Consider the following 24,099-nt stretch of genomic DNA (forward strand, 5'->3'; position numbering starts at 1 on the left):
TGAAGGAGCATCAGATGAATCGCTTATCCAACCTCTTCGCCATCGTCGCCCTCACCACCGGATTCGCCTTTGCCCCGGCTGCCGTCGCACAAACCCAGCACGCGCCAAAGGCAGCGGACCTGGCCCAGCTCTCGTCCGGCCAAATCAAGAAAGTGGACAAGGACACCGGCAAGCTGACCATTCAACATGGCCCCCTGGCCAACCTGAACATGCCAAGCATGACGATGATTTTCACGGCGCAGGATACAGCGATGCTCGGCCAGGTAAAGGTCGGCGACAAGGTTCGATTCCGGGCCGAACAGATTAACGGCGTTTTCACGGTAACCAAACTGGAAGCGGCGCAATAGGAAGGCGCTCGCGTTTGTCAGGTCAATCAAACGACCAAAACAAGGGAATTCAGCAGTCCATACACCAAATACCGCATTTCATCTCAAAAACCATGTTGATGGTAGTTAACCATTTAGAATGACCTAATCTTAACAAATTGAGAATGAACTATGCGTTTAGTCTTACTTGTTACCGCCCTCTGTCTAGCCTTCACTGCGCAAGCCAACGACGAGGTCCGTGTCGTGCCGGCATTCACCTCCATCAGTGTGCAGGGACCGATCAGCGTCACCGTGGAAGGCGGCACGACACAATCGATGAACATTCGTGGCAGCGATAAATTCATCCAAGCCCTGACCAGCCAGGTCGTGAATGGCGAACTCCGCCTCCGTCTGCCCGACAAGAGTTTCATGACAAAGGCGGGCGACCAGCGCATCATCATCACCATGCCTCAATTGCGCGCGTTCAGCGCCGAAGGCGCGGGTGAAATCAAGCTTGAGAACATGCGCGGCGAACGTCTCGACGTCAGCTACAAGGGTGCGGGCCGCATGCTTATCACCGGTAAAGTCGACGCTCTCAAATTGAAAGCGGAGGGAGTCGGTGAGGTTAATACAAAAGGCTTGATCACCCATGACGCGGATGTCGATTTCCGCGGCATCGGCGAAGTCCAGGTCTATGCAAAAAACAAGCTCGACGCGGTGGTGCGTGGCATGGGGAGCCTTACCTATTTCGGCAAGCCGCAAACGGTCAACAAGTCGGTTGCAGGACTCGGCAAAGTCATCGCCGGGGACTGAAGCGATGAAAACAAGCGTGAAAAAAGCGTGGCTTTTTTCGCTGTTCCGGCGCGAATCCAATTGCCGTCAATTAACGGCGCACGAACACGATTTTCTGCGATGAGGTAATTATGCGTATTTCAGTTTCCAGGTCCCTGCTGGTCGCGATTGCAGCAGTCGTTTCGCTGCACGCCAACGCCGCCGTGCAGAACGTCGACGTCGGCATGCAGTTGCCGCGCTTCGCGCTGCTCAAGGAAGGCACACATCGCTACCTGCGCTATGTGAAGTCGGGCGATGCGAACACGCCGAACGACATCTGGACGCGCACCGTGCGTTTCGAAGAACGTGACGGCAAAAAGCTGCTGCACATCTACCAGCGCTGGGATGGGTCCGGCCCCACTCCGGGCACGCTGCTGCTCGATTCCTGGTTCGACACCGGGACCTTCCGGCCGCACACCCACCAGCGGATAAGGGAAAAGGATGGCAAGCGCGTGGTCGAAGGCTTTGTGTTCGCGCCTGACCGCATCACCGGCATGAAGGACCTGGCGGACAACACGCAGAAGGATTTGGACGTCGCCTCGAGCGAGCCGACCTATAACTTCGAGACCGATATGGAGTTCCTGCAGACGCTGCCGCTGGCCGAAGGCTACGAGGCGCGCATCAACTTCTACCATCCGGGCGGAGGGCCGCCGGCGCGCTACACGTTCAAGGTCGCGGGATCGGAGACGATCGCGGGACCGGCGGGACCAGTCGATTGCTGGGTGGTGACGACCGATTACAACCGGCCCGATGGGACGCTGTCGAAGTTCTGGTTCGCAAAGGGCAGTCAGCTGATGCTGCGGCAGGAAGGGGTGTGGAACGGCAAGGTGTTGGTGAAGACGCTGATTGAGTGATGGCGCGAGCGCACGCCCTACAGCACGTAGGGTGCGCACCTGTGCGCACGCGGTACGGTTGAGTAATGTTGGCTCTGGTGCGCACACGTACCGCGCGCGCAAAGGTGCCCACGCTAAGCCTCTACTTTTATATGATTTTGGACGAGCCTACAAGACGCACACGTACCGCGTGCGCACAGGTCCTCGGCGGCCCCGCGCCCCCTACGATATGGCCGCGCCGTCGGATGATGGCGGCATATGCAGGTCAATCACGCGCATGATCGCGAGCGTCACGTCCAGGCTGAGCTCTCCCGAGTTCAGCGCCGCCTTCAACTCGGCGCGCGGCACGCCGGCGGCCGCAGCCAGCTCCGCCAATCCCTTTGAATCGGCGACCGCTTTCAGCGCGGCCGCAATCACGTCCGCGTCGCCGGACTCGAAGGCCTGAGCCAGGCAAGCGGCGACACCTTCCAGGCTGTCCAGATCGGACCCGCCTGCAGATTCCTCGTTACTCATGATGCTTACTGTCTTCAGTCGTTGAGCGGCTTGCCCGGGGGCGCGCCCTTGGCCGGGCGTGGCGGCGGCAGTGGCGTCATCATCACGCCCGGCTTCTCGTCCTTCTTGAGCACCTGGATGAAGATCTCGCCTTGCTTGATCATGCCCAGTTCGTAGCGCGCACGCTCCTCGACGGCGCCCAGGCCGTCCTTCAGGTCGCGCACTTCGGAGTCGAGCTTGGCGTTGCGCGCCTTGAGCTCGTCGGTCTTCTTGCGGCTCGCCGCAACCTGCTCTCCCAGGTCGTGCACGGCCAGCCAGCCCCCCTTGCCCAGCCAGAGCGGGTACTGGATCAGCAGCAGCAGGACAGCAAGAGCTAGCGAGATCAGGCGCATGATTGGATAGAAAACCGGCCAGTGTCGACTGGCCGGCTGCAGGTCTTACTTCAGGTTGTAGAACGCGTCGCGGCCCGGGTAGCTGGCAATGTCGCCCAGGTCTTCCTCGATGCGCAGCAGCTGGTTGTACTTGGCCATGCGGTCCGATCGCGACATCGAGCCGGTCTTGATCTGCAGGGCGTTCAGGCCAACCGCGATGTCGGCAATGGTCGAGTCCTCGGTCTCGCCCGAGCGGTGCGAGATTACGGCGGTGTAGCCGGCGCGCTTGGCCATTTCGATCGCGGCGAAGGTCTCGGTCAGGGTGCCGATCTGGTTGATCTTGATGAGGATCGAGTTGGCGACGCCCTTCTGGATGCCCTCTTTCAGGATCTTGGTGTTGGTGACGAACAGGTCGTCGCCCACCAGCTGCACGCGCTTGCCCAGGGCGTCGGTCAGGATCTTCCAGCCGTCCCAGTCGCCTTCGGCCATCGCGTCCTCGATCGAGATGATCGGGTAGCGGTCGCACCAGGTGGCGAGCATGTTGGTGAATTCGGTCGCCGACAGCGACAGCCCTTCGCCGGCCAGCTGGTATTTGCCGTCCTTGTAGAATTCGCTCGCGGCGCAGTCCAGGCCGATCGCGATGTCCTTGCCTGCCTCGTAGCCGGCCTGTTCGATCGCCTGCATGATCAGCTTGAGCGCTTCCTCATGGTTGGCCACCGACGGGGCAAAGCCGCCCTCGTCGCCGACCGCCGTGGTCAGGCCCTTGGCGTGCAGGATCTTCTTCAGGGTGTGGAACACCTCGGCGCCGTAGCGGATCGCCTCGCGGAACGACGGTGCGCCGACCGGGATGATCATGAATTCCTGCAGGTCCAGGTTGTTGTCGGCGTGGGCGCCGCCGTTGATGACGTTCATCATCGGCACCGGCATCTGCATCGCGCCCGAGCCGCCGAAATAGCGGTACAGCGGCAGGCCGGCTTCTTCGGCGGCGGCCTTGGCCACCGCCATCGACACCGCCAGCATCGCGTTCGCGCCCAGGCGGCTCTTGTTTTCGGTGCCATCGAGATCGATCAGGGTGCGGTCCAGGAACGCCTGCTCGTTCGCGTCCAGGCCCATGATCGCTTCCGAGATCTCGGTGTTGATATTCTCGCAGGCTTGCAGCACGCCCTTGCCGAAGTAGCGCTTGGGGTCGCCGTCGCGCAGCTCGATCGCCTCGCGCGAGCCGGTCGACGCGCCCGACGGTACTGCTGCGCGGCCCATCACGCCCGACTCGAGCAGCACGTCGCATTCCACGGTGGGATTGCCGCGCGAATCGATAATCTCGCGGCCGATAATATCAACGATAGCACTCATGTTTTAAGTCTCCGAAGTTAAGAAAAGTGTCGCCGGGCCGAAAACTGGTCTTCTCCGGTTTTCGGCACGCACAGGCATCAGGCCGTCAGTTCGTTCTCGAGGAATCCCGCCTTCTTGACCGCGCGGTCAAGCTCGACCAGGGTCGTCAACAGCTCCTTCATGCGGCCAAGCGGCATCGCGTTAGGGCCGTCCGACATCGCCTTGGCCGGGTCCGGGTGCGTCTCCATGAACAGGCCCGCCACGCCGGCCGCCACCGCGGCGCGTGCGAGCACCGGAATGTGCTGGCGCTGGCCGCCCGAAGACGTGCCCTGCCCGCCCGGCAGCTGCACCGAGTGGGTCGCGTCGAACACCACCGGGCAGTTCGATTCGCGCATGATCGCAAGGCTGCGCATGTCCGAGACCAGGTTGTTGTAGCCGAACGAGGCGCCGCGCTCGCAGGCCATGAAGTTGTCCTCGACCAGGCCCGCTTCGCGCGCGGCGGTGCGTGCCTTGTCGATCACGTTCTTCATGTCGCCCGGCGCCAGGAATTGGCCCTTCTTGATGTTGACCGGCAGGCCGGAACGCGCGCAGGCGTTGATGAAATCGGTCTGGCGGCACAGGAAGGCCGGGGTCTGCAGCACATCGACCACGCTCGCAACGATCGGGATCTCCTCCTCGGTGTGCACGTCGGTCAGCACCGGCACGCCGATCTGCTTTTTCACGTCGGCCAGGATCTCCAGCCCCTTTTCCATGCCGGGACCGCGGAACGTCTTGCCCGACGAGCGGTTGGCCTTGTCGAACGAGGACTTGTAGATGAACGGAATACCCAGGCTCGACGTGATTTCCTTGAGCGTGCCGGCGGTGTCGAGCGCCAGCTGGCGCGACTCGATCACGCAGGTGCCGGCGATCAGGAAGATTGGATGTTCGAGGCCTACATCAAAACCGCAAAGCTTCATGCTGCGTCTCCTTGCAAAGCCGGCGTATTGGCAGCCGCCTTGCCGCCATTGGCCTCTTTATGGGCCAGTGCCGCCTTGATAAACGACGTGAACAGGGGGTGGCCGCCGCGCGGGGTCGACTTGAACTCGGGGTGGAACTGCACGCCCATGTACCACGGGTGGGCGTTCTCGCCGCTGCGCGGCAGTTCCATGATTTCGCACAGGTCTTCGTTCGGCGTGCGCGCTGCCACGATCAGGCCTGCGGCTTCGACCCGCGGCAGGTAGTAATTGTTCGCCTCGTAGCGGTGACGGTGGCGCTCGGTCACCACGCTGCCGTAGATTTCGGCCGCCAGTGTATCCGGGCTGACCGCGCAGGTCTGCGCGCCCAGGCGCATGGTGCCGCCCAGGTCCGAGTTCTCGTCGCGCTGTTCGACCTTGCCGTCGTGGTTCTGCCACTCGGTGATCAGGGCCACGACCGGCTGGTCGGTCTCCGGATCGAATTCGGTCGAGTTAGCGTTCGGCAGGCCAGCCATGTGGCGCGCGTATTCGATCAGCGCCACCTGCATGCCCAGGCAAATGCCCAGGTAAGGAATCTTGTTCTCGCGGGCGTAGCGCGCTGCCATGATCTTGCCTTCCACGCCGCGCTTGCCGAAGCCGCCCGGCACCAGGATCGCGTCGTACTTGGCCAGGTTGGCGCAGCCGGTGCTCTCGATCTCTTCCGAATCGAGGTACTCGATGTTTACCCGGCTTTCGGTGTGGATGCCGGCGTGGCGCAGGGCCTCGGTCAGCGACTTGTACGACTCGGTCAGGTCGACGTACTTGCCGACCATACCGATCGTCACTTCCTGCTTCGGATGCTCCAGCTTGTCGATCAGGCGGGTCCACATCGCCAGGTCGGCCGGCGGCGCGTCGATGTCCAGCGCCTCGCAGATGATCGCGTCCAGGCCCTGGTCGTGCAGCATCTGCGGCACCTTGTAGATGGTGTCGACGTCCCACACCGAGATCACGGCCTGCTCTTCGACGTTGGCGAACAGCGAAATCTTCGAGCGCTCGTCGTCCGGAATGCGGCGGTCGGCGCGGCACAGCAGCGCGTTGGGCGAAATGCCGATCTCGCGCAGCTTTTGCACGCTGTGCTGGGTCGGCTTGGTCTTCAGTTCGCCGGCCGAGGCAATGTACGGCACCAGGGTCAGGTGCACGAACGCGGCCGACTTGCGGCCCACGCGCAGCGACAGCTGGCGCACCGCCTCCAGGAACGGCAGCGATTCGATGTCGCCCACCGTGCCGCCGATTTCGACCAGCGCCACGTCCACGCCTTCCGCGCCGCGGCGGATGTAGTCCTGGATCTCGTTGGTGATGTGCGGGATCACCTGGACGGTCTTGCCCAGGTATTCGCCGCGGCGTTCCTTGCGGATCACCGATTCGTAAATCTGACCGGTGGTGAAGTTGTTCACCTTCTTCATGCGGGTGCTGATGAAGCGCTCGTAGTGGCCCAGGTCGAGGTCGGTTTCGGCGCCATCGTCGGTGACGAACACTTCGCCATGCTGCATGGGGCTCATCGTGCCCGGGTCCACGTTGATGTACGGGTCGAGCTTGAGCATCGTGACTTTGAGGCCGCGCGATTCGAGGATCGCAGCGAGGGAGGCAGCGGCGATCCCTTTACCGAGGGAAGACACGACGCCGCCAGTGACGAAGACAAATTTGGTCATTGTGCAGAAGGTGCCGAACGGCACGCGCGGGAAATTGAAATTATACCTTAATCCAACCAAGACTTCTTCAATCAAAGCAACACGCCAAAACCGCCCGGTCGCGCCGCCAGCAGCCACCCCGTGAGTCTTGTCAAACTTCCCATCAAATTCGCCAATTCCCGAATCCGGGACAGATACACTCATCAAATTGACCGCCACCGCTGCCGCCCATGCTCGAGCAAGCCGACCTCTTCGCCTCTCCCGAACAGGTGGCGCCGCCTGCGGGCGAGACGTCCGCAACCACACAGCGCCTGCACTTTACGGCGCAGCGGCGTGCTGGTGCCGCCGGCGACGCAGCAGCTGACTTTTTCAGCCTCGCTCTCTCATGGTAGGAGAAACACATGCAAGCGCAATCTACCCGCCAATGCGCTCGCCCTGCCCGACAGAATCATCGTGGTCACCGACCAGATGATCCTCGGCATCCTGGCGAAGCGCGACGACCTCGGCGGCTCCGGCCCCTGCGCCGCCGGTCGCCCTCCCGGTTGTTAAACTGACCATCAAAATTCCCAATTTCAATTAAGAAACAGGTACACTCATCACTTTCCACCGCCACCGCCGCCGCCCATGATTGAGCAAGCCGACCTCCTTGCCGTTCCCGAACAGGCTGCGCCACCCGTCGGCGAGCCGTCCGCAACCACGCAGCGCCTGCACTTTACGGGCAGCGGCAAGGAATATTTCCGAATCTGGATCGTCAACCTGACGCTGACCATCGCCACGCTCGGCATCTATTCGGCCTGGGCCAAGGTCAGGCGGCTGCAATATTTTGACCGCAACACCATCCTGGCCGGCGCCAGCTTCGATTTTTGCGGCAACCCGCGCGCGATCCTGAAGGGGCGCCTGCTGGCGGTCGCGCTGCTGACGCTGTACCACTACGCGTTCGGCTTTTCGCGTGTGTTCGGTGTGGTGGTGGCGAGCGCGCTGGTGCTGGCCCTGCCGTTCCTGATGCGCGGCGCCTTGCGCTTTCGGCTGACCAACACGCGCTATCGCGGACTGGCGCTGGGCTTCACCGGCAGCACCCTGGGCGCGTATGTGGCCAACTTGCCACCGGTGATCACGTTTCTGCTGCCCGGTGTGCTGGTGGCGCTTTACCCATTCACTGCATGGGCCGCCATCAGTTTCCTCCTGTATCTCGGCTGGCCGCTGATGCACGGCGCAATGAAGGGCTACCAGCACCGGCACCTTGCTTACGGCGACCAGCAAGCCAGCTATACGCTGTCCGCGTGGCGCTTCATGCGGCCGTACCTGTTGGCGCTGCTGCTGTTCATGCTGGGCGGCGTGGTCGTCGGCATTGCCGTTGGCATCGTCGCGGCAGTGGCGGCCGCGTTGGGCGGACTAGGGCAAGGCGGGAACTCCGCGTCGCAGGCCGTTATGTTCTCCCTGCTTCCGGCATTGGTAGGGCTGTATGTCCTGTTCCTGCTCGTGGGACCGTACATGCAAGTCCGGCTGGCTAACCTGACCTGGTCGAACACCGCATTCCCACGCATCCGCATCCGCTCCACGCTGAAGGTCTGGCCGTTCATGCGGCTACAAGTGGCGAACACAATATTGACCTTGCTGACGCTGGGCCTGTACCGGCCCTTTGCGGTGGTGCGGGTCTACCAGTACCGGCTCGCGCAGGTGGAGCTCGAAGTGGACGGCGATATCGAGCAGATTGCCGCGGGCGCCGCGCCGCGACCTGTTGGTGCCGCCGGTGACGGCGCGGCCGACTTCCTCGGCGTCGATCTCTCATGGTAGGAGCAACAATGACCAGCGCCATCTACTTTGACGGGCACAGCGCCCGCATGTACCAAGTGCTATTGCAAGTGGTCGCGGATCGGGTCGAATTGCACGGCACCGACCTGCAAAAGACTTACCCGCGCGCTGACACCCGGCTGGCAGAACCATTCGCCGCCGCGCCTGCGGTGCTGTACTTTAACGATGGCGGGCGCTGCGAGGTTGCGGGCCCTGGCCGCGAAGAGCTGGCCGCCGTGCTGGGCTATCGCAAGTCGTGGGTAGTACGCTGGCAGGAGCGCTGGCTGGCCGCGCTGGCGGCACTGGTCCTGCTGGTGGCGTTGATCGTGGCCACCGTCTTCTGGGGTGTGCCGGCGGCAGCCGAGAAGATCGCTGCCGCCCTGCCCGCATCGGCCGACGCCGCGCTGGGCAAGAGCGCGCTCGAGGGACTGGAAGCCAAGCGTATCCTGAACGCGACGCGCCTGTCCGACCAGCGGGTGGAACAGGTACAGGCGCTGATGAACCGAATTGTGCCCGCACACCCGCGGGTGCCGGTGCGCCTGCTGGTACGCGCATCCGACGCGCTCGGAGCCAATGCGCTGGCCCTGCCCGACGGGACCATCGTGGTTACGGACCAGATGATCCTCGACATCCTGGACAAGAACGACGATTTCGACGACTCCGGCGCGGCCGCGCTGACGGGCGTGCTCGCGCACGAGATCGGCCACATCGAGCGGCGCCACGCCGCGCGCGTGCTGGCGCGCACCTCGCTCACAGCGGCGCTCTCGGCCACGCTGTTCGGCGACTTCAGCGCGGTGGCGGCCGGCGTGCCGGCTGTGCTGATGAACATGCAATATTCGCGCGAGATGGAACTCGAAGCGGACGACTATGCGCTTGCCCTGCTGCGGCAGCACGCGATCGCACCGGGGCCGTTGGCCGACCTGCTCGAATACCTGGGCAACATGCCCGGTGTACGCGAGCAGCGCAACATGCCGCGCTGGCTGTCCAAGAGCATGGCGTACACGTCAAGCCATCCGTCGAGCGAGGAGCGGGCCGCGCGCCTGCGCGCCGGAGCGCCGATCAGCGCGCAACCTGCAGCAGATCCATCAGGATCGCCGACTGCGCATTCATCGCGACCTTGAGCGTGCTCTGGTAGGCCGGCGCCCACAGCGGCGAATGCGGCACCGGCAGCGGCTGCCCGGCGCGGTGCGCGGCCTCCTGCTGCTCGCGCGTCACCGCACCCACATGCAACTCCGCCGCTTTGACGCCGGCCCGCCCGAAGTAGGTGAAATCGTCGCTCGCCATGCGCAAGCCCATGTCGACCACATTCTCCACGCCGAGCGCGCGCTGCAGGGCCGGCACCACCCGCGCGATCAGTTCGGGGTCGTTGTAGATCGCGGGCACGCTCACGGGAATCTCGATCAGCGGCTCCCGATCCAGGCCGGCAGCGAGCGCCACGCCCTTGACTTCGCGCCCAATGCTGGCCAACACGCGCTTGCGCACCTCTTCAGTGAAGGCGCGCACCGACAGCTCCATGCGCACCTCGTCGGGAATGATGTTGGAACGCGAGCCGCCATGGAAGCTGCCGACCGTGATCACCACCGGGTCCATTGGGTTGTTCTCGCGCGAGACCAGGGTCTGCAGCGCCAGCACGATGCGCGCGCCGGCCACGATCGGATCACGCGATTCATGCGGCGCCGAGCCGTGTCCACCCCGTCCGAAAATAGTGATGTTGACGGCGTCGGCCGAGGCACGGAACGGACCGGCGTGGTAGCCGATCTTTCCCACCGTCAGGATCGGGTCGTCGTGCACGGTGAACGCGTAATCCGGCTTGGGAAAACGGGTGAACAGGCCGTCCTTGAGCATCGCCGCGGCGCCCGCGGCCATCTCCTCGCCCGGCTGCCCGACCAGCATCAGGGTGCCGCTCCAGGCCTGGCGATTGGCCGCCATCAGCTGGGCGGTGCCGTACCAGGCCGCCATGTGCAGGTCGTGGCCGCAAGCGTGCATCACCGGCACCTCCTGCCCGGCCGCGTTGCGCACCACCACGCTGCTGGCAAACGGCAGCCCGGTGCTCTCCTTGAGCGGTAAGGCGTCCATCTCGGTGCGCAGCATCACCACCGGCCCCGGCCCGTTGCGCAGCAGCGCCACGATGCCGGTGCCGCCCACGCCGGTGGTCACCTCGTAGCCCAGCGCACGCACGCGTTCGGCCAGCTTCTTGGCCGTCTGGTGCTCATTCATGCTCAGTTCGGGGTTGCGGTGCAGGTCGATGTACAGCGCTTCCACCGACGGATACACCGCGTCGATCTGGGCGCCAAAACCGGACGGGGCCTCGGTAGCGTTGGCGGCGCTAAACGGGGCAAGGAACAGGGATGCAACAAATGTGACTCGTGAAGCAACACGAACGCCCGGCATGAGTGCTCCTTGTCGTAAATGTCAGTGGCAAAACAGATGACCTGTTGCGCCACACAAATACTAATCAATACATATTAATTCGACAAGATTCTTTTAGGCTATGTCACCGCTAAGTGTGGGAGGCAATCGCGGTCCCGTACGCGCTACGAACTGCCGAAGCCGGTGGCCGCGCACATCGTAGGGTGCGCACCTGTGCGCACGCGGTTCGCGAACGTTGCGCAGGGAAGGTGCAGCCGCAAGTCAGCATGCGCTGACCGGGTGCGCACAGGTGCGCACCCTACGCTTCTGGCGCTTTTATGCCACTTGCGCCGGGCGCCAGGGTCAGCAGAAATCGCGGCTGCGGGTGTTCAGGCGGCCGAGCAGGTGCGACATGTCGACCAGGCGCCTGGCCACCAGGTGGCGCACCTCGCCCTGGCGCTGCCAGACGCCATACACGCCCAGGAGTGTCGAGCTGAGCACCTCGCGCCGCTGCTTTTCGACCAGGTCAGGCCAGACGATCAGGTTGACATTGCCGGTCTCGTCCTCCAGCGTCATGAACAGCACCCCCTTGGCGGTGCCCGGCCGCTGGCGCACCGTGACAATGCCGCAGGCGCGCGCCAGCTGGCCGTCCGCGAAGTCGTAAAGCGTGGCCGCCGGCAGGAAGCGCCTGGCCAGCAAGCGCGGGCGCAACAGCGCGAGTGGATGGCGGCCCAAGGTCAGGCCCTGCGCGCGGTAGTCGCCGACGATTTCGTCAGCCTCGGAGGGCGCCGCCAGCACCGGCGCCTCCTCCACCGGCACGGTCGGGCGCAGCAGGTCCTTGTCGGGCACCGCGCCGGCGGCCTGCCACAAGGCTGCGCGGCGATGCCCGGCCAGCGCGCGCAATGCGTTGGACGCGGCCAGCACCTGCAGGTCGCCGCGATCCAGACGGGCGCGCCGCGCAAGGTCGGCCACACTGTCGAACGGCCGGATCGCGCGCGCCTCCTCGATGCGCGCCGCGGCGTCAAAGTTCATGCCGCGCACCAGCGACAGGCCCAGGCGCACCGCCGGCTGCGCGCGCCTGTCGCCATGCTCCTCCAGCGTCGATTCCCAGCCGCTGACCGCCGCATCCACCGGGCGCACCTCGATATCGTGGCGCCGCGCGTCCTGCACCAGCTGCGACGGACTGTAAAAGCCCATCGGCTGGCTGTTGAGCAGCGCGCACAGGAAGGCCGCCGGCTCGTGGCACTTGAGCCAGGCGCTGGCGTAGGCAAGCAGCGCGAAGCTGGCCGCGTGCGACTCGGGAAAGCCGTATTCGCCAAAGCCCTGGATCTGGCTGTAGATCGCCTCGGCGAACGCCAGGTCGTAGCCGCGTTCGAGCATGCCGCGCACGATGCGGTCGTAGTACTGCTCCATTCCGCCCTTGCGCTTCCAGGCCGCCATCGCGCGCCGCAGCTGGTCCGCTTCGCCCGGCGAAAAACCGGCGCCCAGGATCGCCACCTGCATCACCTGCTCCTGGAAGATCGGCACGCCCAGCGTGCGCTCGAGCGCGAGCTTCATGTCCGCGCTCGGGTAGTGCACCGGTTCGAGCCCCTGGCGGCGGCGCAGGTAGGGGTGCACCATGCCGCCCTGGATCGGACCCGGGCGCACCACCGCGACCTCGATCACCAGATCATAGAAGCGACGCGGCAGCATACGCGGCAGCATGCTCATCTGCGCGCGCGACTCGATCTGGAACACGCCGACCGTGTCGGCCTTGCAGATCATGTCGTAGGTGGCCGCGTCGTCGGCAGGAATATCCTGCATCTCGAACAGGTCGCCGTGGCGCTGGCTCACCAGCTCCAGCGCGCGCCGCAGCATCGACAGCATGCCCAGCGCCAGCACGTCGACCTTCATCAGGCCCAGCTCCTCGAGGTCGTCCTTGTCCCACTGGATCACGCTGCGCTCCGGCATGGCCGCGTTCTCGATCGGCACCAGGCGCGACAGCTTGCCGCGTGCGATCACGAAGCCGCCGGGGTGCTGCGACAGGTGGCGCGGAAAACCGAGCAGCTGGCTGGCCAGCAGCGCCCACTGCCTCGATGCCGGCGCTTCGGGATCGAGCCCCGCCTCGGCCAGCCGGTTCAGCAGATCGGCGCGGCCGTCGAACCAGTGGTGTGCCTTGGCCACCTTCTCGACGATCGCCAGGTCCACGCCCAGCGCGCGGCCGCTGTCGCGCAGCGCGCTCTTGGGCCGGTAGCTGATCACCACCGCCGCCAGCGCCGCGCGCTCGCGCCCGTACTTGCTGTAGATGTACTGGATCACCTCCTCGCGCCGCTGGTGCTCAAAGTCGACGTCGATGTCGGGCGGCTCGTTGCGCTCCTTGGAGATGAAGCGCTCGAACAGCAGGCTGGCGCGGGCCGGATCGACCTCGGTGATGCCGAGGCAGTAGCACACCGCCGAGTTGGCGGCCGAGCCCCGGCCCTGGCACAGGATGTTGTTCGAGCGCGCGAAGCGCACGATGTCGTACACGGTCAGGAAGTAGTGCTCGTAGCGCATTTCGGCGATCAGTTCGAGCTCGTGCTCGATCTGCTCCTGCACCTTGGCCGGTATCCCCTCGCGAAAGCGGCGGTGCGCGCCGATGTAGGTCTCCTTGCGCAGGTAGCTGGTCGCGCTCTCGCCTGGCGGGACCACCTCGTCCGGGTATTCGTAGCGCAGCTCGTCCAGCGAAAAGGTGCACAGCTGTGCGATGCGCACCGTCTCGGCCAGCGCCTCGCGCGAATAGATGTTGGCCAGCCGCAGGCGCGCCCGCAGGTGCTGCTCGGCGTTCTGCGACAGCGAATAGCCGCACTCGGCGACCGGCTTGACCAGGCGGATCGCGGTCAAGGTGTCCTGCATGGGCTTGCGCGAGCGCACGTGCATTACCACGTGCCCGAGCGCCGTGATCGGCAATCCATGCTGCCACGCGACCTCCTCGACGGTTGCGCGGTGCGCGTCATCGAAAGCCCGATGCAGCAAGGTCAGGCCCAACCAGGCCCGGCCCGGGAACAGGCGCGCCATCCACGCCGCCTGCGCGTGCAGACGATCGGCGTCAAGCGCCTCGATGCCGGGATAGGCCGGCAGCAGGATCGCCAGGCAGTCGGGCATGCCCTTCAGGTGCGCAAATTGCGGCGCCGGCGCGTCGATGTCGGCTGGGGTGAGCAGGTATTCGCCCTTCTCGCTCCTCATGCGCCCGAGCGTGATCAGCTCCGACAGGTTGCCGTAGCCGTTGCGGTTCTGCGCCAGCAGGATCAGGGACAGCGCCGGGCTGCCGTCCTCGTTCTTCAAGTGGAAGTGAGCGCCGATCACCAGCGGCAGGCCGGCCTTCTTGGCATCCGCGTGCGCGCGCACCACGCCCGCCAGCGAGCATTCGTCGGTGAGCGCCAGCGCAAAATAGCCGAGCTTGACCGCGCGCGCGACCAGTTCCTCGGCGTGCGATGCTCCTTGCAGGAACGAGAAATTGGACAGGCAGAACAGCTCGGCATACTCCGGCAATGCCTGCATGGATGGTGAAAACGAGGACGACATCACTGGGAATTTGCAGAAACGCTACAATTTCTGCTGATGGCACTGATACTGTATAAAAACACAGTATAACCCACCCTCACCCACGATCAAGGCCAGCGATGCAACTACAGGAATTAAAGTGTTTTGGCGCACATCCCGGCGACGGCAATCCGGCGCTGGTCATCGAAGACGACCATTCGACCACGCCGCAGCGCCAGGCGTTCGCGCGCGAACGCAACATGACCTGCGTGTTCCTCGATCCGGCCGATACCCCGGATGCCGCCTGCGTGCTCGACTATTTTTATCCGCACACGAGAAGCCCGCTGTGCCTGCACGCGACGCTGGCCGCAGCCCGGGTCCTGTTCGCGCGCCAGGATGGCAGCGCTTCGCTGGCGGTGACAACCAAGCTGCGCGGCCAGCGCCTGGTGCTGGCCAGGGATGGCGACAAGCTGTTCGTGCGCCTGGGTCCGCAGGAAGTACCGCAGATCGACATCGCGCCCGACCTGCCGGCCCGTCTGCTGGCCGCGCCTGGCCTGGTTCCCGCGGCGCCGCCGCGCCTGGCGTCGGTCGGCAGCCCCAAGCTGCTGATCGAAGTGGCCGACACGGCGCTGCTGGATGGGCTGCGTCCCGATCTGCAATCGATCGTCGAATGGGGCAAGGCCAACGCCGTCAATGGCTGCTACGTGTACTGCCGCACCGGAGACGGAGCATACGAGGGCCGCAACTTCAACCATCTCGACCCGGCGCTGGAAGACAGCGCGACCGGGGTCGCGGCCGGCGCGCTAACGGTACTGCTCGGGCGCGGCATCACACTACGGCAGGGCAAGGCGACCGGGCACGCCTGCCTGATCCGCACGCGTGTCGACGGCGATGCCATCCTCGTCGGCGGTCGGGCCGAACCTGCCACGTCCGGCTAGCCTGAACGTCGCAAGGCGTTATACACTGGCGCCCGTTTTCACCCGATTCGAGCGTAAATGAAACCTGCCTTCCTCGCCTCAGCCTTGACCCTCTCCCTGTTCGCACTGGCCCCCACCGCCCACGCGGACGTCGACTACGAACTGCGCATCACCAACGCCGCCCAGCACCTGGCCGAAGTGCGCGCGACCTTCCCCGCCGTGCAGGGGAACACCCTTGACGTGCAGATGCCCAACTGGCGCACCGGCCGCTACCAGATCCTCAACCTGGCCAATGGCGTGCGCCTGTTCAAGGCGGTCAACGCCAAGGGCGAGCCGCTCGAAGTACACAAGACCGACAAGGGAACCTGGCGCGTGCAGACCCGCCCGGGCGAGCCTGTCACCGTCAGCTACGAGCTGTATGCCAACCTGCTGGCCGAACGCACGCGCCACATCGACGACACCCACGCCTACCTGGATGCGAGTGGCGTATTCGTGTACGCCGCGCCGTTGCGCAGCGAGCCCGTCAAGATCAAGCTCGACGTGCCCGCCGGCTGGCAGTCGCGCTCGGGCATGGACGCGGGCGGCTGCGACCACTGCTTCGTCGCGCCGAACTACGACGTGCTGGTCGATTCGCCGATCGAGACCGGCATCCACGAGTTTTATTCGACTACCGTCGACGGGCGCAAGATCGAACTGGCGATCTGGGGCCGCGGTAACTACGACGGCAAGCAAATGTCCGCCGACCTGCAGAAGATCGTCGCCGCCACCGGCAAGCTGTACGCGAACAAGTGGCCGTACCAGCAGCGCTACCTGTTCATCGTGCACGCGACCGACAGCGCGGGCGGCGCGACCGAGCATATCAACTCGACGGTGATCCAGCGCCCGCGCTGGAAGTTCGGCACGCACAAGGATTACCTGGGCTTCCTGCGCACCGCCGCGCACGAGTTCTTCCACACTTGGAACGTGAAAGCCTACCGCCCGAAAGAGATGGTGCCGTACGACTACCAGAACGAAAACTACAACCCGCTGCTGTGGGTCGCCGAGGGCAATACCTCGTACTTCGAAGAGCTGATCGTGCTGCGGGCAGGCCTGGCCAAGCGCGACGAATTCCTGGAGGAGCACGCCAGGCTGATCGACGACTACCGCCACCAGCCGGGCCGCTTCCAGCAAAGCGCGACCGAGTCGAGCTTTGACGAATGGATTGCCGTGGGCGGCGAACGCGCGCGCAACGCGTCGGTGAACATCTACAGCAAGGGCCATCTGCTTGGGCTGGCGATGGATATCGAACTGCGGCGCCAGACCAAGGGCGCGCGCGGCCTGGAAGACGTGCACCGCATCCTGTTCGACCAGCACTCGGTGGCGCAAGGCGGCTACGACCCGGCGGCCGTGAAGGCAGCGCTCAAGCAGGTCAGCGGCCAGGACTGGAGCGGCTGGTGGAACCAGTACGTCGACGGCACGGCCGAGATCCCGTTCGAGACCTTGCTGCAGAACGTAGGCCTGCAATACCTGATCGACGTGCCCAAGGACGAAGAACAGAAGCAGGAATGGTGGGCCGGCTGGAAGCTGAAGGAAGCGAGCGACCCGGCGCTGGTGACCGAAGTGGAGCGCGACAGCCCGGCATGGAAGGCCGGTGTGGTCGCAGGCGACACGCTGCTGGCGGTGAACGGCATCAAGGTATCGGCCAAGGACGTCGGCGACAAGCTGTGGCTGTCGAAGACCGGCCCGTTCAAACTGCACCTGTTCCGCCGCGACGAACTGCGCGAGCTCGAACTGAACCCGGTGCTGCAGCCGAAAGGCAAGGCCAAGGTCAAGGCGCTGGACAAGCCGGACGCGGAACAGAAGGCTTTGAGCTCGGCGTGGCTGGGCGTGGCGTGGTCGAAGGACGAGCCGGCGAAAAAATAGACCGACCATAAAAGGGTCAGAGTCGAATTATCCGGAACTTTTCCTTATCTCAAAAATACCAATCGGGGTCAGAGTCAAATTAATTGGAAACTTTTCAGAATTTCCAGCAATTAGGGTCTGACCCCGACACGCCTTTTCCTTATCGCAAAAATACTAATCGGGGTCAGAGTCAAATTAATCGGAAACTTTTTAGAATTTCCAGCAATTAGGGTCTGACCCCGCCCTCAACCTGACCCTGCCCTCAACACCCGCCCTCAACAGCCATCCTCAATCCAGGTTCTAAATCATGGAAAACAACGCCCCAAGTATGTTCATTGCATTCCTCCCGATGATCGTCATGTCCCTCCTGGTGGCGATTCCTGCCCATCTTCTAGCCAAAGAGAAAGGTAGGAACGTTACGCTTTGGACGATTCTCGCGCTGATTCCCATTGTGAATTTTGCCTGTCTTTGGTTCTTCATTGGAGCATCGAACTTGAAGTTAGAGCGTAAGCTTGATGCTCTGATGCAGCAACTCAACGATTCGGCGAAAGACAAGCGTTAGGAATCGTTCGCTTTCGACGCAGGTGTGTAAAAACGAAAATGGGGTCTGACCCAAGGCTCCTGACCCGGACGCTCTGGGCCGGTGCTGCGGTCGCCAAATGCAGATTTGCGGCCCCTGCTTCATTCTGCTGCGTTTGTAAAGCGGGTTGTTGTTGCATAAACGATACGATACTCCACAAGACAATTGATTAATATTCAATTTTTCTTGTGGAGATATCGATGGCCTCGCTCCGACAGTTCTTCCGCCAAGGTGCCGTGCTCAGTGTTTCCGGCGCCACCGCCCTCGCCGCCCTGGCTCCGCCGGCCGTCGCCCAGACTGCCGCCGCCCCGGCCGCGGACAACGAGGTGATCCCAAGCGTCAGCGTGGTCGGCTCGCGCCGCGCGGCCAATGCCTCGGCCACCGAAACCACAGTCCCGGTCGACTTCATCCCGCTAACCAAGGTCGCCGAACAAGGCGGCCAGTTCGACCTGGCACAAACACTGACCAACATCTCGCCATCGTTCAACTCCACCCGTCAGACGGGTGCCGACGGGGCCGACCTGATCGATTCGGCGGCGCTGCGCGGGCTGGGTTCGGACCAGACCCTGGTACTGGTCAACGGCAAGCGCCGCCACACGGTCGCGCTGGTCAACCTGTTCGGCGCGCGCAACCGCGGCAACACCGGCACCGATATGAACGCTGTTCCGCTCCTTGCGATCAAGGACGTGCAGGTGCTGCGCGACGGCGCAGCCGCCCAATATGGCTCGGATGCGATCGCGGGCGTGATCAACATCGAACTGAAAAAGAGCCTGGGCTGCGAATCGGTGCTGGGCTATGGCCAATACTCCAAGCGCGACGGCAAGAACGGCCTGGCCTCGGCCTACTGCGGCGTGGCGGTGGCCGGCGGTGTGCTCGGCATCACCGGCGAATACTACGACCGCGGGCGCTCCAACCGGGCCGAACCGGGCAACCCGCGCATCATCGGCGACACCCAGTCAAAGAACCAGACCGTGTACGCGAACGGCGACTTTGCCGCGGGACCGGGCAAGCTTTATCTCACCGCCGGCGCGCAGAAGCGCGACGCCTCGTCCGCAGCCTGGGCACGCGAGGGCATCGGCTCCGAAGACATCCCGTCGCGTAATTCGACAGCGATGTACCCGGACGGCTTTGTCCCCTTCATCAATGGCGACATCGACGACCGCTACGGCACGATCGGCTACCGAATGCGACTGGATGAATGGAACGCCGACTTCTCCCAGACCTATGGCTACAACCGGATGCGCTACACGATCGCGCACACGCTCAACGCATCGATCGCGAACGCCGACCTGCTTAAGGGCGGCAAAGGCATCAGCCCGGACAGCTTTGACGCCGGCGGCTTCTCGTTCCAACAGCTGACCACCAACGCCGACTTCTCGCGCTTTTACAGCGGGGTGCTGAACGGCCTGAACGCGGCGTTCGGTTTCGAGTACCGCAAGGAGAACTATCAGATCTTCGCAGGCGAGCCGGGCTCGTACATCGATGTCGACGGCGTGGGCTTTGGCGGCAACGCCGGCAGCCAGGGCTTCCCGGGCTTCCAGCCGGGCGACGCTACCAACCGCGATCGCCACAGCACTGCCGCTTATGTCGACCTGGAGACCGACGTGACCGACCGTGTCAAGCTGCAGGCCGCGCTGCGCCACGAACGCTTCTCCGATTTCGGCGCGACCACTAACTACAAGCTGGCCGGCTCGTTCAATGCCGGTAGCGGCGTGATGCTGCGCGCCTCGGCCAGCACTGGCTTTCGCGCGCCGTCTCTGCAGCAGAAGTACTTCTCGTCGACCTTTACCGACTTCGTGAACGGCCGTCCGCTGGACGTGGTGCTGGCACCGAACGGCGGCACGGTCGCCAACGCTGCCGGCATCCCCGCGCTGAAGGAGGAAAAGTCTAGGAACTATACGCTGGGCGCAACCTGGACCCCGACCGAGGCGACCTCGCTGACCGCGGACCTGTACCGCATCAGCATCCTTGATCGCATCGTGCTGTCCGGGCGCTTTGATGCCGACAACTATCCGGCGCTGGCGGACACACTGGAGAAGCTGGGCGTGGGCCAGGCGCAGTTCTTCGTGAACTCGGTCGACACCCGCACCCAGGGCCTGGACCTGACGTTCTCGAACAAGGCGAGCCTCGGCGCGGGCAAGCTGAACACCTTCCTGGCGCTGAACTTGTCAAAGACCGAAGTGACAGGCGTGCATGCGCCGGCGTCACTTAAGGGCTTTGACGATGTGCTGCTGTCCGAACGCGAGCGCCTGTTCATCGAACAAGGCGGACCGCGGCGCAAGGCCACGCTGGACTTTGACTATACGCTGGGACGGCTTGAGACCGACTTTAGAATCGTGCACTTCGGGCCGCAGACGCTGGGCACGTTCTCAGGTCCGCCGGTGCCGAACCAGCAGTACGAGCCCAAGACCTCGGCGGACCTGTCGTTCACATGGTCTTTCACGGGCAAGACCAAGCTGACGGTGGGCGCCACCAACATCTTTAATGTGCACCCGACGCCTCAGGACCCGGATGAGACCGACAACGGATTCCGGTACGAGAGCGTGCAGTTCGGATTGAACGGGACGGCGTATTTTGCGAGGTTGTCGCACAAGTTCTGATGCTCGTACGTGCGCACCGATTCGCGAACGCGGCGGAATGAAGCGGAAGTCGCAAGTCGGCGTAGATTGCACCTGTGCGCACGCGGTAAGTATGTGTGCAGGAGCCAACGGCATACGAACGTACAGCGTGCGCACGGGTGCGCACCCTACGTGTTGAAAGTCACCGTGGCGCTCAATCCGCCCAGCCGCTCCGATTTGTCGAGCACGAGCCCGGCTCCGTGCCGCTCGGCGATCGCCTTGATGATCGCCAGCCCCAGTCCGCTGCCTGCCGCCTCGCTGCCCGGCACCCGGTAGAACCGGTCAAACACTCGCTCGCGTTCTTGAGGCGGAATCCCGGGCCCGCTGTCCTCGACCACAAGCCGCGCCGATCCCGGTGCTTGCGTGACCGAGATGTCCACCGTGCCGCCTGCCGGTGTGTACTTGATCGCATTCTCGACCAGATTGCGCATCAGGATGCCAAGCGCTTGCGGCTGGCCCTCGACGCTGACGGGGTCTGCCTGGCACACGCCGATGTCGACGCCCTTGGCCTGCGCCACCGCGGCCAGTTCGGCCACGGTGCGCCGCGCCAGCTGCGCCAGGTCCAATGGCTGCCTGGCCACGCCCTCGGTCGCGCTGGCCTCCTGCCGTGCCAGCACCAGGAGCTGTTCGACCAACCGGGTGGCGCGCTCGATGCCGGCGGACAGGCGCGCGACCGCAATGCGCCGCGCGTCGTCGCTGTCGGCGCGATCCAGGCTCTGCACCTGCAGCTTGAGCGCGGCGAGCGGCGTGCGTAGTTCATGCGCGGCATCGGCCACGAAGTGCTGCTGGGTCTCGAACGCGGTCTTGACGCGATCGAACAGGAGGTTCAGTTCATGTACCAGCGGCTGCACTTCGTCCGGCAGCCCGGACTCGGACACCGGCGACAGGTCGTCGGCCTGGCGCGAGGCAACCTGCGAGCGCACCCGCTCCACCGGCTCGAGCGAGCCGGATACGACCCACCACACGACCAGCATCAGGATCGGCATCATGACAGCGATCGGCCCGAGCGTGCGCAGCGCGAGGTTGCGCGCCATGCTCGAGCGCACAGACAGGTCCTGCGCGACCTGCACCGTCTGGTTGTTGGACTGGATCGAGAAGATGCGGTAAGTGGTGCCGTTGGCGCGCACGTTGGAAAACCCGAGCACCGCCCGCTGCGGCAGGCGCGCGCGCGACACGCTGTGGAACACCTGCACGCCGTCGGGCGACCACACCTGCACCACCAGGTCGTCGTTGCCGCCGTCCTGCTCGACGCCGTTGGCGGCTTCGCTGGCCGACATCGGCGCGTTCGAGCGCAGCGACAGCGCCATCTGCTGCATGTGGTAGTCGAAGATCTGGTCGGCGTCGTGCAGCGCGGTGCGGTACGCGATCAAGGCCTGCGCCACCGCCGCAATGGTGATGGCGGCCAGCAGGTACCACAGCAGCCGGCCGCGCAGGGAGTGCGTCGCTTTCATTCGTTCATGCCTTGGGCACCATGTAGCCAACCCCGCGCACGTTTTGGATCAGATCACTGCCGAGCTTCTTGCGCAGACCATGGATGTAGACTTCCACCGCGTTGCTGGAGACTTCATCGCGCCAGCTGTACAGCTTTTCCTCGAGCTGCTGGCGCGACAGCACCGCACCCGGGCGCGCGACCAGCGCTTCGAGCACGGCCCATTCGCGCGCCGACAGCGTGGCCGGACTGCCATCGACTAAGACTTCCCGGGTGGCGGGGTTGACGGAGATGTTCTTGTATTCGAATACGGGTTCGGCGCGCCCGGCGGCACGCCGCAGCAGCGCGCGGATGCGTGCCAGCAGTTCGTCCAGGTCGTAGGGTTTGAGGACGTAGTCGTCGGCGCCGGCGTCCAGGCCGGCGATGCGCTGGGCGACCGAGTCGCGCGCGGTGGCGACCAGCACCGGGGTGCGGTCCTTGCGAGCACGCATGGCGCGCAGCACCTCGAGCCCGTCCTTGCGGGGCAGGCCCAGGTCCAGCAGCACCAGGTCGTAGTTCTGGTTCTGCATGAGTGCAGTGTCGGCCATTTCGCCGTCCTTCACCCAGTCGACGGCGTAGTGCTCGGCCCGCAGGAGGTCGAGCACTACTTCGCCGATCATCGTATCGTCTTCCACCAACAGCAGGCGCATGATTTCCCCGTTCTTGAACCCAGCGGATGGAAAACGTTACGACGCCTTAGCCGATCCGCACCGGAATGAAGATTCTGTCATTCCCGCGTTGGATCAGCAAGGCCACGGACTTGCTGGCCTTGCCAACCAAGTCGCGTACCTGGCCGACCGACGTGACGGGCTTGCCATTCACGGCCAGCAGCACGTCGCCCGGCTGGATGTCCGCCGCGGCAGCCGCGCCACCAACGTCCTCGATCAAGAGGCCGTCGGCGATGCCGGACTGTGCCCGCTCCTGCGGGTTCAGCTGGCGCAGGGCCAGGCCCAGCTTGGCGCCGCTGTCGTTGCTGGCCAGTTCGGAGCGGTCGGCAGGGGCGGCCTTGTCACTGGAGCTGCCCAGCGTCGCGGTGACCTGCATCGGTTTGCCGTCGCGCCAGACCTCAAGCGCGATTTTCTGGCCCGGCTTGGCGGTCGACACCAATCCAGTCAGGTCGCTCGAAGCGATCACCGGCTGGCCGTCGACCTTGCGGATGATGTCGCCCGACTTCAGGCCAGCCTTGTCGGCGGCGCTGCCGCGCTCCACATTCGACAGCAGCGCGCCCTCAACCGTGGACAGGCCGAACGAATCGGCAAAGGCCTGGTCCACGTCCTGCACGCTCACGCCCAGTTTGGCATGTTGCACCTTGCCGGTGGCGACGATCTGGTCCTTGATGCGCGCCGCGAGGTCGATCGGGATCGCGAACGACACGCCCTGGTAGCCGCCGGTCTGGCTGTAGATCTGCGAGTTGATGCCGACCACCTCGCCGCGCGTGTTAATCAGCGGACCGCCCGAGTTGCCCGGGTTGACCGCGACGTCAGTCTGGATGAAGGGCACGCCCCGGTCGCCCGGCAGCGAGCGGCCCTTGGCACTGACCACGCCGGCGGTGACGGTGCTGTCCAGGCCATATGGCGAGCCGATCGCAATCACCCATTCGCCGACCTGCAGGTTGCGGGTGCTGCCGATCGGGACTACCGGCAGGTTCTTGGCGTCGATCTTGAGCACGGCGACGTCGGTCTTGGGGTCGGAACCGAGCACCTTGGCGCGGTATTCGCGCCGGTCCTGCAGCTTGACCGTGACTTCGCTGGCGTCGCGCACGACGTGGGCGTTGGTCAGGATCACGCCGTCCGGGCTGACGATGAAGCCCGAGCCTTCGCCGCGGACCGGCACGTTACGCTGCTGGCCGCGCATCTGCGGCCCCATGAAGGGACGGAAGAACTGGAAGAACGGGTCGTCCTCGTCGAACTGCGGCATCCGCTGGTTGTTCACCTTGGTGGTGCCGACGATGCGGATGTTGACCACGGCGGGGCCGTAGCGCTTGACGATCTGCGTAAAGTCCGGGAGGGCCACGACGGTTTGCGGTGCCGCGGCAGGCAGTGGCGCGGAGACCGCGGCGGCCGGCACCGGTGCGGGCGGTTCGCCGGAAGCGACTGCGTTATTGTGATTGACAGCGATCGCACCAACCGCTCCGCCAATGACGCCCGCCGCGCATAGCGCGAGCGTGAGACGTTTAGCGGTGATGGCAGTTACGGCACCTGTTTGCATGTACGTGC

20 protein-coding genes are annotated in these 24,099 nt (G+C 64.5%); 10 read left to right on the top strand and 10 right to left on the bottom strand.

Translation table 11 applies throughout. The features are described from left to right. Positions 1-14 precede the first annotated feature (14 nt). From E4O92_RS00175 to E4O92_RS00185, 3 genes are all read left to right on the top strand, one after another. Positions 15-347: a copper-binding protein gene (locus E4O92_RS00175; RefSeq protein ID WP_135187720.1), complete on the top strand. Its 333-nt coding sequence runs from the start codon at positions 15-17 to the stop codon at positions 345-347. A 150-nt stretch (positions 348-497) separates the two neighbouring features. Beyond that, positions 498-1,118 (top strand): head GIN domain-containing protein, encoded by a 621-nt coding sequence (locus E4O92_RS00180; protein WP_135187721.1) that lies wholly within the window; start codon positions 498-500, stop codon positions 1,116-1,118. Positions 1,119-1,228: 110 nt separating this feature from the next. Continuing rightward, positions 1,229-1,990: a DUF3108 domain-containing protein gene (locus E4O92_RS00185; RefSeq protein WP_135187722.1), complete on the top strand. Its 762-nt coding sequence runs from the start codon at positions 1,229-1,231 to the stop codon at positions 1,988-1,990. A gap of 201 nt (positions 1,991-2,191) precedes the next feature. Here the strand turns inward: E4O92_RS00185 and E4O92_RS00190 are convergent, their stop codons facing one another. The 5 genes from E4O92_RS00190 to pyrG all read right to left on the bottom strand — a co-directional run bounded on the left by E4O92_RS00190 (position 2,192) and on the right by pyrG (position 6,802). Then, positions 2,192-2,482 carry a tape measure protein gene (locus E4O92_RS00190; RefSeq protein WP_135187723.1) on the bottom strand — a complete coding sequence of 97 codons (291 nt, stop codon included), beginning with the start codon at positions 2,480-2,482 and terminating at the stop codon, positions 2,192-2,194. Between the two features lie 14 nt (positions 2,483-2,496). Then, positions 2,497-2,853, bottom strand: coding sequence for a cell division protein FtsB (ftsB, locus tag E4O92_RS00195; protein WP_135187724.1), 357 nt, complete (start codon positions 2,851-2,853; stop codon positions 2,497-2,499). A 45-nt stretch (positions 2,854-2,898) separates the two neighbouring features. Next, positions 2,899-4,182 (bottom strand): phosphopyruvate hydratase, encoded by a 1,284-nt coding sequence (gene eno / locus E4O92_RS00200; RefSeq protein ID WP_135187725.1) that lies wholly within the window; start codon positions 4,180-4,182, stop codon positions 2,899-2,901. 77 nt (positions 4,183-4,259) lie between these two features. After that, entirely contained in the window at positions 4,260-5,117 is an 858-nt protein-coding gene (kdsA, locus tag E4O92_RS00205; RefSeq protein WP_135187726.1) for a 3-deoxy-8-phosphooctulonate synthase, read from the bottom strand. Beyond that, on the bottom strand, positions 5,114-6,802 hold the full coding sequence (pyrG, locus tag E4O92_RS00210; RefSeq protein WP_135187727.1) for a CTP synthase: 1,689 nt from the start codon (positions 6,800-6,802) through the stop codon (positions 5,114-5,116). Before pyrG ends, kdsA begins: the two co-directional genes overlap by 4 nt. A 312-nt stretch (positions 6,803-7,114) precedes the next feature. On the opposite strand from pyrG, the gene E4O92_RS24655 reads away from it, so the two are divergent. The 3 genes from E4O92_RS24655 to E4O92_RS00220 all read left to right on the top strand — a co-directional run bounded on the left by E4O92_RS24655 (position 7,115) and on the right by E4O92_RS00220 (position 9,693). After that, complete coding sequence (locus E4O92_RS24655; protein WP_167759654.1) at positions 7,115-7,330, top strand: hypothetical protein; 216 nt, start codon at positions 7,115-7,117, stop codon at positions 7,328-7,330. Positions 7,331-7,405: 75 nt separating this feature from the next. Then, entirely contained in the window at positions 7,406-8,575 is a 1,170-nt protein-coding gene (locus tag E4O92_RS00215) for a YjgN family protein (RefSeq protein ID WP_135187728.1), read from the top strand. 8 nt (positions 8,576-8,583) lie between these two features. Beyond that, a complete protein-coding gene (locus E4O92_RS00220) occupies positions 8,584-9,693 on the top strand; it encodes a M48 family metallopeptidase (RefSeq protein ID WP_167759655.1) in 1,110 nt (369 codons plus the stop codon). On the opposite strand, the gene E4O92_RS00225 is transcribed toward E4O92_RS00220, so the two are convergent. Both E4O92_RS00225 and E4O92_RS00230 read right to left on the bottom strand, forming a co-directional pair. Beyond that, on the bottom strand, positions 9,632-10,963 hold the full coding sequence (locus tag E4O92_RS00225) for an amidohydrolase (protein WP_135187730.1): 1,332 nt from the start codon (positions 10,961-10,963) through the stop codon (positions 9,632-9,634). The genes E4O92_RS00220 and E4O92_RS00225 overlap by 62 nt on opposite strands. 321 nt (positions 10,964-11,284) lie before the next feature. Further along, positions 11,285-14,437, bottom strand: coding sequence for an error-prone DNA polymerase (locus E4O92_RS00230; RefSeq protein ID WP_229482847.1), 3,153 nt, complete (start codon positions 14,435-14,437; stop codon positions 11,285-11,287). Positions 14,438-14,559: 122 nt separating this feature from the next. Here E4O92_RS00230 and E4O92_RS00235 point away from each other — a divergent pair, with 122 nt between their 5' ends. The 4 genes from E4O92_RS00235 (at position 14,560) to E4O92_RS00250 (ending at position 20,397) form a co-directional block, all read left to right on the top strand. After that, entirely contained in the window at positions 14,560-15,357 is a 798-nt protein-coding gene (locus tag E4O92_RS00235) for a PhzF family phenazine biosynthesis protein (RefSeq protein ID WP_135187732.1), read from the top strand. A 57-nt stretch (positions 15,358-15,414) separates the two neighbouring features. Then, the gene (locus tag E4O92_RS00240; RefSeq protein WP_135187733.1) at positions 15,415-17,238 is read left to right on the top strand and encodes a M61 family metallopeptidase; all 1,824 of its coding nucleotides are present in this window, start codon (positions 15,415-15,417) and stop codon (positions 17,236-17,238) included. Between the two features lie 286 nt (positions 17,239-17,524). Beyond that, on the top strand, positions 17,525-17,779 hold the full coding sequence (locus tag E4O92_RS00245; RefSeq protein ID WP_135187734.1) for a hypothetical protein: 255 nt from the start codon (positions 17,525-17,527) through the stop codon (positions 17,777-17,779). 218 nt (positions 17,780-17,997) lie between these two features. Next, a complete protein-coding gene (locus E4O92_RS00250; RefSeq protein ID WP_135187735.1) occupies positions 17,998-20,397 on the top strand; it encodes a TonB-dependent receptor plug domain-containing protein in 2,400 nt (799 codons plus the stop codon). 146 nt (positions 20,398-20,543) lie between these two features. Here E4O92_RS00250 and E4O92_RS00255 read toward each other — a convergent pair whose 3' ends face one another. From E4O92_RS00255 to E4O92_RS00265, 3 genes are read right to left on the bottom strand one after another with little or no spacing between them, the layout of a single operon-like run. Beyond that, positions 20,544-21,866 (bottom strand): ATP-binding protein, encoded by a 1,323-nt coding sequence (locus E4O92_RS00255; protein WP_135187736.1) that lies wholly within the window; start codon positions 21,864-21,866, stop codon positions 20,544-20,546. Between the two features lie 4 nt (positions 21,867-21,870). Continuing rightward, positions 21,871-22,533: a response regulator gene (locus tag E4O92_RS00260; protein WP_135187737.1), complete on the bottom strand. Its 663-nt coding sequence runs from the start codon at positions 22,531-22,533 to the stop codon at positions 21,871-21,873. A 46-nt stretch (positions 22,534-22,579) separates the two neighbouring features. Continuing rightward, complete coding sequence (locus E4O92_RS00265; protein WP_135187738.1) at positions 22,580-24,091, bottom strand: DegQ family serine endoprotease; 1,512 nt, start codon at positions 24,089-24,091, stop codon at positions 22,580-22,582. Positions 24,092-24,099 lie beyond the last annotated feature (8 nt).

It is taken from the genome of Massilia horti (assembly GCF_004614195.1).
Classification (GTDB): Bacteria; Pseudomonadota; Gammaproteobacteria; order Burkholderiales; family Burkholderiaceae_D; genus Telluria; species Telluria horti.